We start from the raw sequence: 17,215 nt of genomic DNA, 5'->3' as shown, positions 1-17,215 counted from the left end.
TCCGGAAACACCGTGAAGTACCCGCTGCCCTACGCCTTCGCACGCGAGCACCAGTGGTTGCTCGAGGAAGACGCTGGTGCGCTCACGCTGATCGGCAGTCGCGCCGCTGCGGCCGATGCCGAAGCCCAGACACGACGCTTGTCCGCACTGTCCGAGATCCTGCGCATCCACCCGGTGGCGGACATGCGCTGGGAAGACGCTGAGGGCCTGCGCCAGCGTATCAGCGCCGCCTATTCGCAGGGCGAATCCAGCGCGGCTGCGGTGGTGAGCGAGGTGCAGAGCGACGCCGACCTCAGCCGCATGATGCAGGAGTTGCCGGCGATCGAGGACCTGCTCGAGACCGCCGACGACGCCCCCATCATCCGCATGCTCAACGCCCTGCTCACGCAGGCCGCACGCGATGGTGCGAGCGACATCCACATCGAGCCCTTCGAGCGGCACTCCAGCGTGCGCTTTCGCGTCGACGGGACGCTGCGCGAGGTGGTGCAGCCCAACCGCGCGCTGCACGCGGCCCTGATCTCGCGCCTGAAGATCATGGCCGAGCTCGACATCTCCGAGAAACGACTGCCGCAGGACGGGCGCATCAGCCTGCGCATTGGCACCCGTGCGGTGGACGTGCGCGTCTCCACGCTGCCCAGCGCACATGGCGAGCGCGCGGTGCTGCGCCTGCTCGACAAGACCGAGAGCAAGCTCAACCTCGAATCGGTGGGCATGCAGGGCGACGTGCTCGCGCGCTTCGAACGCCTGATCACCCAGCCACACGGCATCATCCTGGTCACCGGCCCCACGGGTTCGGGCAAGACGACCACGCTCTACGCCGCGCTGCAGCGGCTGGACGCCGGCACGCAGAACATCATGACGGTCGAGGACCCGATCGAGTACGAGTTGCCCGGCATCGGCCAGACGCAGGTCAATCCGCGCATCGAGCTCACCTTCGCCAAGGCGCTGCGCGCCATCCTGCGCCAGGACCCGGACGTCATCATGATCGGCGAGATCCGCGATCACGAGACCGCGCAGATCGCGATCCAGGCCTCGCTCACCGGACACCTGGTGCTGGCCACGCTGCACACCAACGACGCGCCCAGCGCCATCACGCGCCTGACCGACATGGGCGTGGAGCCCTTCCTGCTGAGCAGCTCGCTGCTGGGTGTGCTCGCGCAGCGCCTGGTGCGCAAGCTCTGCGTGCACTGCCGCAAGCAGGACGCACAAGGCCGCTGGCACCCGGTGGGTTGTGCGCAATGCAACCACAGCGGCTACAAGGGCCGCACCGGTATCTATGAGCTGATGGTGGCCGACGACGCCATCCGAACCCTGGTGCACAACCGCGCGGCCGAAAGCAAGCTGTTCGTGCAAGCCGAGAAGGCGGGCATGCGCACCATGCGTGTCGACGGGCAGCGGCTGATCGACGCGGGCATCACCTCGGTCGAGGAAGTGCTGTCCGTCACGCGCGAATAGTCTCTCCATGCCTGCCTACACCTTCGAAGCGCTGGACGCCGACGGGCAGACGCACAAGGGCCTGATTGACGCCGACACGGCGCGCGCCGCGCGCAGCCAGTTGCGTGCACGCGCGCTGGTGCCATTGGCGGTGGAGCCCGCCAGCGCGGGCGTCAACGACGGCGGTGGCAAGGGACTGAACGTCACGCTCTGGGGTGGCCGGGTGTTCAACACCACCGCTTTGGGCGTGTGGACGCGCCAGCTCGCCGGCCTGGTGGCTGCCGGCATGCCGCTGGAACGTGCGCTCACGGCCCTCACCGACGAGGCCGAGAACGACAAGGTGCGCAACCTGGTGGCCACGCTGCGCGGGGAAGTCAACGCCGGCTCTGCCTTCGCGCGTGCGCTGTCGCAGTTTCCGCGCGAGTTCTCGGCCAGCTACTGCGCCGTGGTGGCCGCGGGCGAACAGAGCGGCCAGCTCGGCACCGTGCTCGAACGCCTGGCCGACGACCTGGAGGCGCGCGAGGCGCTGCGCAACAAGCTCATCGCCGCGGCGCTGTACCCGGCGATCGTGACGCTGGTGGCGATCGCGATCGTGGTGTTTCTCGTGAGCTACGTGGTGCCGCAGGTGGCTGGTGTGTTCGAGGGCAGCAAGCGCGCGCTGCCCACGCTCACATTGGTGATGCTCGCCTTGAGCGGCTTCGTGCGGCAGTGGGGCTGGCTGGTGCTGGTGCTTCTGGTGCTCGGCTTCGTGGGGTTGTGGCTCGCGCGCAAGCGCGAGGGCGTGCGCCTGCGCATGGACGAAGCCGTGCTGCGCCTGCCCGTGATCGGGCGGCTGGCGCGCGGCTTCAACGCGGCGCGCTTCGCCGGTACGCTGGCCATGCTCGCGGGCGCGGGCGTGCCCATACTGCGCGCGCTGCAGACCGCGGCAGAGACCCTCAACAATCGCGCCCTGCGCGAGGACGCGTTGGACACCCTGGTGCGCGTGCGCGAAGGCGCACCGCTGGCTTCAGCCCTGGCGGCCAAGAAACGCTTTCCGCCGCTGCTGAGCATGTTCGCGCGCCTGGGCGAGCAGACCGGCCAATTGCCGCCGATGCTGCAGCGCGCAGCCGACCAGCTCGGCGCCGAAGTGCAGCGCCGCGCCATGTCGCTGGCCACCGTGCTGGAGCCGCTGCTCATCGTCGGCATGGGTCTGGTCGTGATGCTCATCGTGCTGGCGGTGCTGCTGCCGATCATCCAGCTCAACACACTCGTCACCTGAATCCATGGCAGTCACGCTCGACGGCAAACTCGTTGTCGCGATCTCCTCGCGCGCTCTGTTTGATTTCGAGGAAGAGAACCACCTTTTCGAACAAGGCGACGACAAGGCCTACATGCGCCTGCAGCTGGACAGGCTGGACACGCCTGCCGCACCCGGCGTGGCGTTCTCGCTGGTGCACAAGCTGCTCGCCTTCAACGACGCGCACGCCCAGCGCGTGGAGGTGGTGATCCTCTCGCGCAACGACCCGGTCTCGGGCATGCGCGTGTTCCGCTCGGCCCAGCACTATGGCCTGCCAATTCAGCGCGGCAGCTTCACGCGCGGTCAGCCGCCCTGGCGTTACCTGCGCCCGTTGCGCGCCAACCTCTTCCTCTCGGCCCACCTGGCCGACGTGCGCGCCGCGCTGGACGCCGGCGTGCCCGCGGCCCAGGTCTACCCCACCTCGGTGCGCGCGAGCGATGCCCACCCGCACGAGGTGCGCATCGCCTTCGACGGCGATGCGGTGCTTTTCTCCGACGAGGCCGAGCGCGTGTACCAGGCGCAGGGACTCTCGGCGTTCCAGTCGCACGAGGCCAGCAAGGCGTCCACGCCGCTGGAAGGCGGCCCGTTCAAGCCCTTGCTCGAAGCACTGCACCGGCTGCAGAGCGAGGGCACGCCCATGATGCGCGTGCGCACCGCGCTCGTCACCGCCCGCAGCGCGCCGGCGCACGAGCGCGCCATCCGCACGCTCATGAACTGGAACATCGAGGTCGACGAGGCCATGTTCCTCGGTGGCCTGCCCAAGGGCGAGTTCCTGCGTGAGTTCGAGCCCGATTTCTTCTTCGACGACCAGACCGGCCACATCGAATCGGCCGCGCAGCACGTGCCGGCCGGGCACGTGGCCAGCGGCATTGCCAATCAGCCCAAGGGGCATCCATGACCTTCAGCGACAAGTTCAGGGCCTTCCGCGAATTCGCCGGCAAGGCCTGGCGACTCTCGACCCCCTATTTCTCGTCCGACGAGAAATGGAAAGCGCGCGCCCTGCTCGCGGCCATCGTGGCGCTCAACCTGGGCGCGGTCTACATGCTGGTGTTGATCAACGAGTGGAACCGCGTGTTCTACGACGCGCTACAGAACAAGGACGCTGCTGTTTTCTGGCGCGAACTCGGGCGCTTCACCTACCTGGCGTTCGGCTTCATCGTGATTGCGGTCTACCGCTTCTACCTGACGCAGTTGCTCGAGATGCGCTGGCGTTCGTGGATGACGCGACATTACCTGGACCGCTGGCTGAGCAGTCAGCGCTTCTACCAGATGGAACTCGCGCGCTACGCCAAGGGCGAGAGCGCGCCGCCCGACAACCCCGACCAGCGCCTGGCCGAGGACATGAACCTCTTCACCAGCTACACCGTGGGCCTGTCCATGGGCCTGCTCAACGCGGTGGTCACGCTGGTGAGTTTCGTCGGCATCCTGTGGTCGCTCTCGGGCAGCTTCGGTTTCACCTTCCAGGGCACGGCCTACGACATCCCGGGCTTCATGGTGTGGATGGCCGTCATCTACTGCCTGCTGGGCAGCGTGGCCACGCACTACATCGGTCGCCCGCAGATCGCACTGAACTTCCAGCAGCAGCGCTACGAGGCCGACTTTCGCCACCACCTGGTGCGCGTGCGCGAGTACAGCGAGTCGATCGCGCTCGACAAGGGCGAGCCGGTGGAGCGTCACCTGCTTGGCCTTCGTTTTTCCGATGTGCTGGGCAACTACCTCAAGCTCATCAACGCGCAGAAGCGCCTGACCTGGTTCACCGCCGGCTTCGGCCAGGCGGCCGTGGTGTTCCCCTTCATCGTGGCCGCGCCGCGCTTCTTCAGCGGTGCCATTCAGCTCGGTGAGCTGATGCAGATTGCCTCTGCCTTTGGCCGTGTTCAGGACTCGCTCTCCTGGTTCGTCGACAACTACAGCAACCTCGCCGCGTGGCGAGCCACCACCGACCGCATCACCAGCTTCGAAGAGAGCTTCGCCAACCTGGGCACAACCCAGCACGACGGCGAGCAGGCCGGCGGCGACGACGCGCTCGCCATCGACGATCTGCAGCTCGCCCTTCCCGGTGGCGTGCCACTGCTGGCTGCCCACGGCCTGCGGCTGGCACCGGGCGACACCGTGCTTGTCAAAGGTCCATCGGGCAGCGGCAAGTCCACGCTGTTTCGCGGCCTGGCCGGCATCTGGCCCTGGGCGCAGCGTGCGCTGCGGCTGCCTGCCGATTTCGCCACCCGCGCCATGTTCCTGCCGCAGCGGCCCTACTTCCCCAATGGCCGCCTGCGCGATGCACTGGCCTACCCCGAGCCCGCCGACCAACACAGCGATGCCGAGCTGCAACAGGCGCTGCGCGACGCGCTGCTGCCCGACCTGGTGCCGCGACTCGACGAACAAGATGCCTGGGGCCAGAAACTATCGGGCGGCGAGCAGCAACGCCTGGCCATCGCGCGCGCCTTGCTCAAGAAACCGCGCTGGCTGTTCGCCGACGAAGCCACCAGCGCGCTCGATGAAGCCGCGGAAGCCACGTTGTACGAGCGACTGCGCGAGCGCGTGCGCGAGCAGAACGGTGCCCTGGTATCGATCGCGCACCGACCCGCGGTGGCCAATCACCACGCCAGGCAATGGGTGCTGACCCCCGGTGGCGAGGGCGGACCGCGCCACGTGCTGACCCCAAGCTGAGCACCAGACGTCCGGATCATCGCCCGCACCGACGCGAGCGGCATCGGGCGCACCGACTCAATCCGCACAGATGCCACCCTGGGTGCTCACGGCGAGCAGCCAATCGCGGAAACGCCGCAAGGGCACCAGATCGGCCTTCCAGGAGGGATAACGCAGGTGGTAGCCCTTGGACGAGGTCCACGCGCGGTCGGACAGCCGGACCAGTTGACCACGCGCCAGTGCCGTCCCGGTCAGGTAGTCGGGCAACAAGGCCACGCCCAGGCCCGCGATGGCAGCGTTCAGCGCCATCGACATCAGATCGTACCGAGGGCCCTGCTGGGTGCCAGCGTCCATCGTCAGCCCCGCCTGGGCCATCCAGCTCGGCCAGGCCTCCGGTACGGTGGTGTGCTGAATCATCGGCGCGCGGGCCAGCAAGGCCTTGAGCGCGGCGGGGCCGGGCAGTCGTGAACGCGACCACCACTGGCGCGCTGCGTAGGGTTGCAGCGTCAACGCAAGAACGGGCTCGGACGTCACCGCCTGGTGGCCGGCGACGTGCTGCGACGCAGCGCCATATTCGATGGCGGCATCGTGCCCGGCCGTCGTGAGGTCCACCGGGCCGATGTGGGTCGAGAGGTTGAGCGTCACCTCGGGGTGCGCGGCCACGAAGCCGGCAAGCCGCGGCACCAGCCAGTACGTCGCAAAGCTGGACGCCACGCACAGGTTGAGCGTGCCGCCAGCGCCCTGGTGCATCAACAGATTCTGGGTGGCACGCTCGAGCTGGCGCAGCGCCACCGCAACCTCCGACCAATAGGCCCGTCCCGCCTCGGTGAGCCTCAGCCCGCCGCGCGACCGCACGAAGAGCGGCAACCCCAGTTGCGCCTCCAGCCCGAGGATCTGGTGGCTCACCGCGCTCTGCGTGAGATGGACTTCCTGTGCCGCCAACGTGAAGCTGCCGTGGCGTGCACTGGCGTCGAAACAGCGCAGTGCGCTCAAGGATGGAAGCACGCTCATGCATGAGTTCCTTTCATGTCATAACGAGAACGTTTCGTTTGCCCAAGGCATTCTCACCTCATAAATTGCGCCCCGTCATCAACATTCCCGGAGATCAGGATGAGCCACGTGAATGTGAAACCCCTGCTGCGGCGACGCGATCTGCTTGTTTCGGTTCTGTCGCTGCCACTGGCGGCGCGTTCGCAGGGCGCCTGGCCATCCAGACCGATCCGTCTGGTGGTTCCCTCGGCTGCGGGCGGTGCGCCAGACATCATCTGCCGCTTGCTGGCCTCCGAACTGGCACCCCTGCTGGGACAACCGGTGGTCATCGAGAACAAGCCCGGTGCGGGTGGCGGCATCGGCATGAGCGAGGTGTCTCGCGCCGCACCCGACGGGCATACCCTGGGTTACGGCAACGTGGTCACCCTGGCCATCAATCGCTCCCTGCACAGCCGGCTGCCCTACGACCCGGACGCGCTCAGCGGTGTGGCGATGCTGGGCTCGGTGCACAACGCGCTGGTGGTCCGCAACGAGCTGCCCGTGACCTCGGTGAGCGAACTGATCGCCTACGCCCGGGCCCGCCCCGGCCGCCTGACCATGGGTTCGGCCGGCAACGGCACCACCGGGCATCTGGGCGGAGAGCTCTTCAAGTCGCTCTCCGGCACCTTCATGGTCCACGTGCCCTACCGCGGCAGCCCCCAGGCCATCACGGACCTGATGGCCGGGCAGACCGACCTGATGTTCGACAACCTGTCCTCCATCGGCCCGCACATCCAGGCAGGCCGCGTGCGCGCCCTGGGCGTGAGCGGACCGCAGCGCTCGGCGCTCTTTCCCGAATTGCCCACCATCAAGGAGGCGGGCGTGGCCGGGTACGAGACCACGGCGTGGGGCGGCATCGTGGGTCCGGCAGGGCTCGCCGCCAGTGTGGTGAGCCGCTTGAACGCAGCCATCAATGAGGTGCTGGGCATGCCCGCCGTGAGGTCCCGGTACGCCCAGATGGCCTTCGAGACCGTGACATCGCCCCCCGATCGACTCATGGCGATGGCCCGGGATGAAGCGCCACGCTGGGCCGAGGTGATCCGGCGTTCGGGCGCAAAGATCGAATGACCGCGATCGAGCCGCTGACCCTGATCCGCGGAGCCGACGTCATCGATGGCAGCGGGGCGCCGCGCTTCGCGGCCGACGTCACGCTGCGCGGTGAACACATCGCTGGTCTGCATCCGCCCGGGACCATGGAAGCGGATCGCGTGATCGATGCCCACGGCCTGGTGTTGAGCCCGGGCTTCATCGACACCCACAGCCACGACGATCTGCTGGTGCTTCAAGACGTGTGGCCCCATCCCAAGCTGAGCCAGGGCGTGACGACGGTGGTGACGGGCAACTGCGGCATCAGCCTTGCTCCGAGCGACCCGGGTGGCCGCCTGCCGGCACCCCTGGACATCCTGGGCACGGCATCGGATCGCTTTGCCGACTTTGGCCACTACCTGGCGGCGCTCGACGCACGCAGGCCGGTGCTCAATGTGGCGCCACTGATCGGCCATATCAGCCTGCGCGTGCGGCATGTGGCGGCGCTGGATCGCACCGCAACGGCCGAAGAGATCGCGGCGATGCGCGGCGATGTGGAGCGCGCGTTGGCAGCGGGCGCCTTCGGCCTGTCGACGGGCGTCTATTACCCACCCGCGGCCGCCGCCAGCACCGAAGAGCTGGGAGGTGTCTGCGCGGCACTCAGGGGTCAGCAGGCGGTGCTGGCCATGCATCTGCGCGACGAGGGCGACCATGTGGATGTGGCGCTGCGCGAGGCGCTGGCGCTGTCGGGCGCGTGCGGTGCCCGCTTGGTCGTCTCGCACCACAAGGTGGTGGGCGAGCGCAATCATGGTCGTACGCGAGAAACGCTGGCCCTCATTGACGAGGCGAGTGAGCGGCAATCGGTGGGTCTGGACTGCTACCCCTACGAGGCATCGTCCACCATGCTTGAGCCGCAAAAGGCGGCACGCACATCCCGCGTGATGATCACCTGGTCCGGGGCCCACCCAGAGCAGGGCGGACGCTGGCTCTGCGACATCGCGCGCGCGTGGGGCCTCTCGACCCTTGAGGCCGCGCAACGGCTGTCGCCGGGCGGCGCCATCTACTTCGGCATGGACCCATCGGATGTGGACCGCGTGCTGCGCCACCCGCTCGCGATGTTCGGCTCCGACGGGCTACCGCATCAGGCGCATCCGCATCCCCGGTTGTGGGGCACGTTCGCCCGCCTGCTGGGCCATCACGCCCGCGAACGCGGGCTGATGTCGCTCGAAGCCACGGTGCACAAGATGACGGGCTTGCCCGCGCGTCGGTTCGGGCTCGCGGATCGCGGGCTGATCGCGCCGGGCAAGGCGGCCGATCTCGTGCTGTTCGACCCCTTGACGGTGCGCGACAACGCCACGTACGAGCACCCCACGCGAAGCGCCACGGGATTCGAGGCCGTTTTCGTCAATGGGGTACAGGTCCGGCGCGCCAACGGACGAGGGGCAGGCCGCTTCGGCAAACGCCTGCGCCCGAGCCGACTTGCAGCAACGCAGGGTGCGGGCCAGGGCTGAGGGGCAACAGCCCTACCGCGTTCGGTCCCCGCAATGCCCGACGATTGCCGTACCGGTCAGCCCACCGCGCGCGCCACCAGGATCAGCATCCATGGCATCGCCAGCAGCAGCACCAGGGTGAGCACGCGCGCCACGGGTGTGGGTGCTGGCGGCTCCACTGCCTTGCCCGGCGCAAAGCTCAGCCAGGCCAACAGCAGTGGGATCGGCATCACCAGCAGGATGGCCAGGGCGAACACCACCGTGGTGGTGGTGCCTGTCCAACCGAGGTCACGTGCGCGACGCAAGCCGGCCAGCACCACTGCGATCACCATCACGAGCACGGCCAGCAAGGTGACCACCAGCGCGGCGCCCGCCCCGCCGGTGGTGCCGGTGACGATGAAGATGCTGTGGATGAACAGCGCCAGCGCGTTGAGCGCCGGCAGCAGGCCGAAGGCGATGAATTGTGAGCGGGTGTCGCGCATGGGTGTCCTCAGTGGCCGGGTCGAACGGCATTGCTGCCCGGGGCAGCGCGGTAGCCAGCCCAGCCACGCGCGCGCAGCTGGCAGGCGGGGCAATCACCGCAGCCCCATCCCCATGCGTGCCGGTGTTCGCGATCGCCCAGGTAGCAGGTGTGGGTGTGCTCCACGATCAGCGCCTCCAGCCTATCGCCGCCGAGTTCGTGAGCCAGCCGCCAGGTGTCGGCCTTGTCGATCCACATCAGTGGCGTGTCGATCAGGAAGCGCTGATCCATGCCGAGCGATAGCGCGAGCTGCATGGCCTTCATGGTGTCGTCGCGGCAGTCCGGATAGCCGGAAAAATCGGTTTCGCACACGCCGGTGACGAGGACGGTAAGACCACGTCGGTAGGCCAGCGCCGCGGCCAGCGTGAGGAACAGCAGGTTGCGCCCGGGCACGAAGGTGTTGGGCAGGCCGCTGGCCTCCATGCGGAAGGCCATGTCGCGTGTGAGCGAGGTTTCAGAGACGGCGCCCAACACGGCGAGATCGAGCACGTGGTCCTCGCCCAGCTTCGCCGCCCAAGCGGGAAACTGTGCGCGCAGTTCGCGAAGCACCGTCAGCCGGGCTTCGAGTTCAACGCGGTGGCGCTGGCCGTAGTCGAAACCGATGGTCTCGACCTGCTCGAAACGGGCCAACGCGTGTGCGAGGCAGGTGGTGGAGTCCTGCCCGCCCGAGAACAGGACCAGGGCACGGGTGTGGCGGGTAGGGTCAGGCATGGGCACGATGCTAAGGCCTGCCGCGGCCCCCGCGCCCGGCCGCTCAGTGCATCAGCCGCTCTGAGCGCTTGCCGGCGTGGTCGCGGCTGGTGGCCAGCATGCGCAGCAGGGCGCGGTTGGCCTGGTCGAGCGTGATCTCGTGGCGGCGGCACAGGGTTTCCATGCGCTCGATGCGCTCGGGCTCACCCAGGGCCTGCGCCACGTCGAGCAGCGCGAAATACGGGCCGCTGCGCCGCAACATGGCATCCGTCATGCGCGCGGCCAGCGGCAGGTGGTGCAGCAGGTCGGCCAGGGGTTGGTGCAGCAGCAGGTCCAGGCGCGACAGCACGGCGGTGGTGTAGACCTCCGCGCGCAAGGTGTCGTCGGAGCCGCTGGCGAGCAGGTGGTGCGCCAGCCGTGCGCGCATCACCATGCTGTATCGAACGGGTTGCAGGTCGACGTCGGGCTCGAGTTCGGGCAGTTGTTCCACCAACCAGCGACCCAGCTCGCGAAAGCCCAGCATCATGAGCGCGTGTCGCAACGAGCCGATCTCGCGGTGCGCGCCGTAGGCGGCCGAGTTCACCAGCATGAGCACGCGATACACGAGCACCGGATCCTGGCGCACCAGGCGCTCCAGATACTCGATCGAGCATTCTTCATCGTCGATGACGTCGAGCACCTGTCGCACCACGCGCCGGTCGTATTGCAGCGGGGCGTGGCGGTGCGCTTGCAGCACGTCGGCCACCGGCCAGCCGAGGACGGCGGACGCCTCGGCCTTGTCGAGCGCGTGCTGCACACGTGCCTGGGTGTCCAAGCCCTCGATCATCTGGCCGGGCAGGCTGTCGAAGCGGTCGTCGGCCTCAAGGCGCAGCAGGTTGCGGTGGCTCACGCCTGGCGTGGGCAGGCCGCGCAAGGCAGCGAAGTCGCCGCGGCGCACGAGATGGTGGCCGCGCCGTTGCGCCATGGACAGGCGCGAGAGCGTTTCCTGGCCATTGAACAGGGACGCCGGCACTTCCAGCGCCGTGTTGCGGATCGGCGCGCAGGACAGCGCCTGTTGCAGCAAGCGCGGCGTCTGCAATGACAGCAGCAAGGGCGGCGCACCTTCGGGCCAGTCTTCGCCGACGGCCTGCAGCAGGTGGCTGGCGTCCACGCCCTCGGGGTGGATGGCGCGCACGCACAAACGCACGCCCGCCAGTTCGCGGGCGCGGCTCCACAGCGGCACATAGGCCATGGCCACGCTGTCTAGAACGGTGTGGGCGTGCAGCATGCGGCGTCAGATCTGGTTGAAGAGCGAGAGGCGCTGCACCTGGGCGTAGGACTTGATCGCCGCCTCCAGCGCCAGTTGTTGTTTCTGGAAGTCGGAGATGCCCTTGACCATGTCGAGGTCGGTCAGGCGCGATTGCTCGCTCTCGAGATCGACCACGCGATCCTTCATCAGGAATTCCTGGGAGTCGGCCCGGTTGAGCCATTCGCCGGCACGCCCACGTGCCAGCAGCACGCGGTCGTGCGCGGTGTCCATCTCGGCGATCGCACGGCCGAGTTCCTGCGCGCGGTAACCCGCCTCGCCCACACCGTCGTGACGCAACGCGTCGATGGCACCCTGCAGCACGCTGAAAACGTCGGTGGGCGCATTGTTCTGGGTGAGGTTCACCACGTCGCCGTTGGCCGGGTTGCCATTGAGGGTGAAGCTCAGGCCATCGAAGGTCAGCGCGGTGCCGCTCTGGTAGGGCACGTTCGAATGCCCGGGCACGGCTACGCCTGTGGTGGTGTTGGTCACCGTGTACTGCATGGTGCCTGCCACCTGGGCGAAGTCGATGCGGTAGTTGTTGCCGGTGACGGCGCTCGCGTCGATCACCTCGCCGGCGTTGGTGTGCACGCCGCCGGTGTTGGTGGTGGGTACGCTCAGCGTGAAACTGCCGTTGCCAGGCGGCACGCGCATCCAGATGGCGTCGCCATCAAGCGTCTGCGGCAGTGAGCTGTCGCCCGGTGCGGGCTGTCCACGCAGCCCCTGGAAAACCACACCGGTGCCGCTGGGCGTGTAGACGTCCACAAAGGGCACGGATGCGCCGCCCAGACCGCCAAAGAGCGTGCGGCCATTGCTGTCGGTGCGGTTGGCCACGGCGATGAGCTGCTCACGCAGGCCTTCAATCTGGCGCGCGATGTCCGCCCGCTCCGCATCGGAGTAAGCGCCGTTGCCCGCCGAGACCAGCAGCTCCTTGACCTTGGTCATGAGCTCGCCCGATTCGGCGAGGCCGGCTTCGGCCTGCTGCAGGCTGGTGCGCGACGCATCGAGCGCGCGCAGGTCGGCCTCGATGCGGGCCGAGCGGTTGCGCGAGGCTTCGTTGAGCGACGCGGCCACCGGGTCGTCGCTGGCCTTGAGCACGCGCTTGCCGGTGGCCAGGCGCTCCTGCTGGTTGGCCAGGTCGGTCTGACGAACACCGAGCTGCTGGATGGTGCGATCGAACTGGTTGGCGGTGGAGATGCGAAACGTCATGGTCACCTGCCGATGGTCTGGAGAAGGCTGTCGAAGGTGCTCTGCGCGATTTGCAGAAATTTGGCCGACGCCTGATAGGCCTGCTGGAACTGCAGCAGCCGGGCGGCCTCTTCGTCGAGGTTCACACCGGCCACGTTGGCGCGCGCCTGTTCGGCCGACAACGCGACGTTGCGGGTGAACTCGGCCGAGAACTTGGCGTTCTGCACCCGCGCGCCGACGTCGGCAAACAGGCTCACGTAACCGTCGGAGAGCGTCGCGCCCTCGAAGGTGGCCATGGCGCGCAATGCCAGCACGCCGTTGGCATTGCCCGCGTTCTGCGCAATGGTGCTCGACGGGGCGGCACCGATGGAAAAGCTGTCGCCCGCCGTGGGGTTGCCGCGCAGCGTGAGGCTCCAGCCATTGAGCTGGATCGGTTGGCCCGGCGTGAAGTTGTAGCTCGCGGGCGGGCCGGGGTTGTCGGGCGCCGGGTTGCCGGGGCCCAGGCCGGTGGCGCTGAAGGTGCCATCGGCGTTGAAGGTCAGCGTGACGGGATCGGTGAGGTTGGGCGAATCGCTCACCGCATACAACGACTCCACGCCCAGGCCACCGCTGTTGGCGGTGCCCGGCGTTACCAGCACCGGGCTGGCAACCGCCAGGTTTTGCGGCGCGGTGATGGCCACCTGCAGGTTTCGGGCAGCGGCCTCGAACGGCCGGATGCGAAAGCTGTCGCCCACGGCTGCCGGGCCGGCGCCGATGTCGAAGCTGAGGCCGTCCACCACAGCCGGCAGCGTCGGGAAGGTGGTGACGGCGTTGTCGGACAGGCGCACCACCGAGAAGCCGCCGGCCTCCACGCGCAGTTCGTAGTCGGACGCGATCAGCGCCTGCGGATTGCTCACGCTCGCACTCGCCGTTGCGGTTTGGGGAGGGGCGTTGGTGGGCGCGCGCAGGCCGGCGGTCGCGCCCAGGGGCACGAAGAAGTCGCCCCCCATGGCGCCGGCGAGGTCCACGCCCAGGCGGTGCTGTGCGTTGACGATTTCCGAGGCCGCCAGCGCCATGCGACCGACCTGATTCTGAACGGCCTGCAAGTCCTCATTGAGGAAGCGCAACGTGCCCGCGAGCTCGCCGCTGCCCAGGGCGGTGGCGTCCAGCGGGGTGCTCATGGCGCCCTGGCGGAACACCACCTGGATGCGCGAGGTATCGGCCGGGTCGCGCTGCGTCGCGAGTTGGCCGGTCTGTGTGCCCAGCACCAGCGGCTGGCTGCCGGCGATGAATACGTTGGCGGTGCCGCCCTCGCCCGGCACCACGCTGAGTTGCGTGTACTGGCTCAGGTCGGCCAGCAGCTTGTCGCGCTGATCAAACAGGTCGTTCGGGGTGTGGCTGCCGCCCGAGGTCTCGATGATGCGCTTGTTGACGCTCGCGAGTTCGGTGGCCAGTCGGTTGATCGCGTCGACCTGCTCGCCCACCTGCTGCTGCGTGCTGTTGCGCAGCAGGTCGATCTGGCCCGCGGTGTCGCGCAAGCGCGCGGCGAAGGCGTCCGCGCGCGAGATCACGACCACGCGCGCCGTGCTGTTGCTGGGCGACGCGACGAGATCGCTCCAGGCATTGAGCATGTCGTTGAGAGCGACGCCCAGGCCCTGGTCACCCATCGGGAAGACCGATTCGAGTTGCTGCAGACGCTCCAGACGCGCGGCGTTGCCCGCCGCGCTCGATGCGGTGACACGCGCCTCGCGCGTGAGGTGTTCGTTGTAGGCGCGCTCGACGGTGGTGAGCTCGACGCCCTTGCCGAAATAGCCGCCACCGGTGGACTGGTAGCCCGCGCTTTGCAGCTGCACCGTCTGGCGCGAGTAGCCCGCCGTGTTGACGTTGGCGATGTTGTGGCCGATGACCTGCAACGCCGCCAGGTTGGTGTTGAGCGCGCGCGTGGCGATGTTCAGTGAGGACATGGATCAGCCCTGGGCGCGCTGCAAGGACAGCGTCGTGTTGATCGCGCGGCTGAGTTTGGCCGCGTATTGCGGATCGGTGGCGTAGCCGGCACGCTGCAGCCCGTGGCTGAAGCCCTGCACCGAGTGCAGCTGCTCCATCACGCCCTCGTAGCGTGGGCTGTTGCCGATCAGGCGCGCGTAGTCGCGAAACGAATCCTCGTAGGAGTCGTAGGCGCGGAACTTCGCGACCACCTTGCGCGGCACGCCGTCGATGTATTCGGTGGTGGTGACCTCGGCCACCTTGCCGTTCCAGCCGCCCGTGGCCTTGATGCCGAACAGGTTGTGCGCGGGCGAGCCGTCGGCGTGGCGAATCTCGCCGCGGCCCCAGCCGCTTTCGTGCCCGGCCTGGCCGAGCATGAAGGCGGCAGGAATGCCGGAGTCGCGCGCCACGGCCTGGGCGGCGGCGCTGTGTTTTTCCACGAAGTCGGTCTGGCGGCCCGATGCATTGATCCGATCGAGCGTGCTGGGCATGGAGGGTGTGCCCGGCGCACTGACGGCTCCCGTGAGTTGCGCACCGAGCTGGCGCTCGATGGCCGACGCCAGCCCCCCCGGCAGGCCCGCCAGCTGCACCGAGAACTGCTGGTCCAGCAGGTCGGTGCCCAGGTTCTCGCCTTCGCTGTCCATCAAGCCGCTCTTGCTGGTGGCCTCGCGCATGCTCTTGAGCAGCTCGCGCATGAACAGGGCCTCGAACTGCTTCGCGGCCTCCTTGAGCGCGGCCTTGTCGTTGCCCGCGCCCTTGAGCGCGTTGAGCGCCGTCGGGTCGGCGGCCAGACCGCTGGGCATCAAGGGGTTCACCGACATCAGATCACCTCGAGCTCGGCGTTGAGCGCGCCCGAGGCCTTGATGGCCTGCAGGATGGCGAGCAGGTCCTGCGGCGTGGCGCCCAGCGCGTTGAGCGCCTTCACCACGTCGGCCAGTTTCGCGGCCGGGCCCATCTGGATGAGCGAGCCCTTGTCCTGGCTGATCTGGATGTTGGCCTGCTCGCGCACCACCGTCTCGCCGCCCGAGAACGGCGCGGGCTGGCTGATGACGGGCGTGCTGCTGATGCTGACCGACAGGTTGCCGTGCGCCACCGCCACCGCACCCAGCGTGACGGCCTGGTTCATGACGATGGAGCCGGTGCGCGCGTTGATCACCACCTTGGCGGTCGGCACGCTCGATTCGATGCGCACCTCTTCGACGCGCGCGAGAAAGGCCACGCGCGCGCCCGGGTCGGTGGGCGCGTTCAGCCGCACCACGCGGCCGTCGATAGCGCTTGCGGTGCCGGCCCCCAGCGCCTTGTTGATGGCGTCGCTCACGCGGCTGGCGGTCTGGAAGTCGTGGCTGTTCAGGCCGAGGTCCAGGGTGTCGCCCCCATGCAGCGGCGTGGGAACGGCGCGCTCGACCTGGCCACCGCCGGGAATGCGCCCGGCGCTCAGGTGGTTGATCTGCACCTTGCTGCCGCCGGCGGACGCGCCCGCGCCGCCGACCATGAGGTTGCCTTGCGCGAGCGCGTAGATCTCGCCATCGGCGCCGCGCAGCGGGGTGACAATGAGCGTGCCGCCGCGCAGCGACTTGGCGTTGCCGATGGAGGAGACGGTGACGTCGATCGCCTGGCCCGGGCGTGCGAACGCAGGCAGCTCGGCCGTGACCATCACCGCCGCCACGTTCTTGAGCTGCGGGTTGGCGCCCGCGGGCAATGTGAGACCGTGCTGCTGCAGGAAGTTGGCCAGGCTCTGGCTGGTGTAGGGCATCTGCGTGGTCTGGTCGCCCGTGCCGTCCAGCCCCACCACCAGGCCATAGCCGGTGAGCATGTTGCTGCGCACGCCCTGCACCGCTGCGATTTCCTTCACGCGGATGCTTTGTGCCGCGGCGGGCCACAAGGCCAGCATCAGGCAGAAAACCATCAAGTGGCGCGCGGCGCGGCCGATAGACATGGCAGGGCGGAATGCGGGGTTCATGCGGGCAATGGTCGCGCGCTTCAGAACGGCAGAACGCTCAAAAAGAACCGTGCGAGCCAGCCAATTGACATGGCTTCGCCCTGCGCGCCGCGGTTGCGCGACTCGATGCGCGCATTGGCCACCTGCGTCGAGGGCACCACGTTGCCCGGGCGGATGTGGCGCGGGTCGACCGTGCCGCTGAAGCGCAGCACGTCCACGTTGGCATTGACGCCGATCTGCTTCTCACCCACCACCACCAGGTGACCGTTGGGCAGCACCTCCTGCACGGTGGCGGTGATGGCGCCGGTGAAGGTGTTGTTGCTGGACGTGCTGCCATCGCCCGCGAAGTTGTTCTCGCTCTGCGCACCCAGGTTGGCCTTGTTCCAGGGCGCGGAACCGCCGAACAGCGGAATGGCGTTGATGCTGGCCGAGGCGTCGGCGCTGCGCTCGATGGAGGCCGAGGAACGCTGGCTGGCGCTCACGCGCTCGGTGATCTGGATGGTGACGATGTCGCCCGGCAGGCGGGCACGCGGGTCCTCGAAGCCGGGGCGGTAGCTGGCGGCACGAAACAGCGAGCCGCTGGGCACAGCGCCCGGCGCGGGCGTGTCGCTTTGCACGTAACGCACGGGTTGGGCTGGCTGCAGCTCCACCTTGGGCTGGTTCTGCAGGGTTTCGCAGCCACTGGCCAGCACGGCCAGCGCGATGAAGAAGCCGAGGCGCATCATGGCGGCGC

The 17,215-nt window shown here is 68.3% G+C and carries 15 protein-coding genes; 6 read left to right on the top strand and 9 right to left on the bottom strand.

All coding sequences use genetic code 11. The features are described from left to right. Positions 1–12: 12 nt before the first annotated feature. The 4 genes from gspE to M3149_RS14745 are packed head-to-tail and all read left to right on the top strand — an operon-like array spanning position 13 to position 5,374. Positions 13–1,455, top strand: coding sequence for a type II secretion system ATPase GspE (gene gspE / locus M3149_RS14760; protein ID WP_251710308.1), 1,443 nt, complete (start codon positions 13–15; stop codon positions 1,453–1,455). A 7-nt stretch (positions 1,456–1,462) separates the two neighbouring features. After that, positions 1,463–2,692 carry a type II secretion system inner membrane protein GspF gene (gene gspF, locus M3149_RS14755; RefSeq protein ID WP_251710307.1) on the top strand — a complete coding sequence of 410 codons (1,230 nt, stop codon included), beginning with the start codon at positions 1,463–1,465 and terminating at the stop codon, positions 2,690–2,692. 4 nt (positions 2,693–2,696) lie between these two features. Next, positions 2,697–3,608, top strand: coding sequence for a 5'-nucleotidase (locus tag M3149_RS14750; protein WP_251710306.1), 912 nt, complete (start codon positions 2,697–2,699; stop codon positions 3,606–3,608). Beyond that, a complete protein-coding gene (locus tag M3149_RS14745) occupies positions 3,605–5,374 on the top strand; it encodes an ABC transporter ATP-binding protein/permease (protein WP_251710305.1) in 1,770 nt (589 codons plus the stop codon). Before M3149_RS14750 ends, M3149_RS14745 begins: the two co-directional genes overlap by 4 nt. A 57-nt stretch (positions 5,375–5,431) precedes the next feature. Here M3149_RS14745 and M3149_RS14740 read toward each other — a convergent pair whose 3' ends face one another. Then, positions 5,432–6,364, bottom strand: a complete 933-nt coding sequence (locus M3149_RS14740; protein ID WP_251710304.1) for a LysR substrate-binding domain-containing protein — start codon at positions 6,362–6,364, stop codon at positions 5,432–5,434. Positions 6,365–6,463: 99 nt separating this feature from the next. On the opposite strand from M3149_RS14740, the gene M3149_RS14735 reads away from it, so the two are divergent. Both M3149_RS14735 and M3149_RS14730 read left to right on the top strand, forming a co-directional pair. Next, positions 6,464–7,450, top strand: coding sequence for a Bug family tripartite tricarboxylate transporter substrate binding protein (locus M3149_RS14735; RefSeq protein WP_251710303.1), 987 nt, complete (start codon positions 6,464–6,466; stop codon positions 7,448–7,450). Next, positions 7,447–8,919 (top strand): N-acyl-D-amino-acid deacylase family protein, encoded by a 1,473-nt coding sequence (locus tag M3149_RS14730; protein WP_251710302.1) that lies wholly within the window; start codon positions 7,447–7,449, stop codon positions 8,917–8,919. The genes M3149_RS14735 and M3149_RS14730 overlap by 4 nt, the downstream gene beginning before the upstream one ends. A 56-nt stretch (positions 8,920–8,975) precedes the next feature. Here the strand turns inward: M3149_RS14730 and M3149_RS14725 are convergent, their stop codons facing one another. Genes M3149_RS14725 through M3149_RS14690 form a run of 8 tightly spaced genes read right to left on the bottom strand, consistent with a single transcriptional unit; the run spans position 8,976 to position 17,207 of the window. Next, positions 8,976–9,380 carry a hypothetical protein gene (locus M3149_RS14725; protein WP_251710301.1) on the bottom strand — a complete coding sequence of 135 codons (405 nt, stop codon included), beginning with the start codon at positions 9,378–9,380 and terminating at the stop codon, positions 8,976–8,978. Between the two features lie 8 nt (positions 9,381–9,388). Further along, on the bottom strand, positions 9,389–10,129 hold the full coding sequence (gene queC, locus M3149_RS14720) for a 7-cyano-7-deazaguanine synthase QueC (RefSeq protein ID WP_251710300.1): 741 nt from the start codon (positions 10,127–10,129) through the stop codon (positions 9,389–9,391). Between the two features lie 43 nt (positions 10,130–10,172). Next, positions 10,173–11,375 carry an HDOD domain-containing protein gene (locus tag M3149_RS14715; protein ID WP_251710299.1) on the bottom strand — a complete coding sequence of 401 codons (1,203 nt, stop codon included), beginning with the start codon at positions 11,373–11,375 and terminating at the stop codon, positions 10,173–10,175. Positions 11,376–11,381: 6 nt separating this feature from the next. Further along, positions 11,382–12,602 carry a flagellar hook-associated protein FlgL gene (gene flgL / locus M3149_RS14710; RefSeq protein WP_251710298.1) on the bottom strand — a complete coding sequence of 407 codons (1,221 nt, stop codon included), beginning with the start codon at positions 12,600–12,602 and terminating at the stop codon, positions 11,382–11,384. 2 nt (positions 12,603–12,604) lie between these two features. Next, a complete protein-coding gene (gene flgK / locus M3149_RS14705; protein WP_251710297.1) occupies positions 12,605–14,524 on the bottom strand; it encodes a flagellar hook-associated protein FlgK in 1,920 nt (639 codons plus the stop codon). 3 nt (positions 14,525–14,527) lie between these two features. Then, entirely contained in the window at positions 14,528–15,364 is an 837-nt protein-coding gene (gene flgJ / locus M3149_RS14700) for a flagellar assembly peptidoglycan hydrolase FlgJ (RefSeq protein WP_251710296.1), read from the bottom strand. Next, positions 15,364–16,503 (bottom strand): flagellar basal body P-ring protein FlgI, encoded by a 1,140-nt coding sequence (locus M3149_RS14695; protein ID WP_435370749.1) that lies wholly within the window; start codon positions 16,501–16,503, stop codon positions 15,364–15,366. The genes flgJ and M3149_RS14695 overlap by 1 nt, the downstream gene beginning before the upstream one ends. Positions 16,504–16,523: 20 nt before the next feature. After that, a complete protein-coding gene (locus M3149_RS14690; RefSeq protein WP_251710295.1) occupies positions 16,524–17,207 on the bottom strand; it encodes a flagellar basal body L-ring protein FlgH in 684 nt (227 codons plus the stop codon). Positions 17,208–17,215 lie beyond the last annotated feature (8 nt).

Source organism: Hydrogenophaga intermedia (assembly GCF_023715105.1).
Taxonomy (GTDB): domain Bacteria; phylum Pseudomonadota; class Gammaproteobacteria; order Burkholderiales; family Burkholderiaceae_C; genus Hydrogenophaga; species Hydrogenophaga intermedia_A.
Note: the sequence above shows the minus strand (reverse complement) of the source record. Positions and strands in the feature narration are given on the sequence as shown.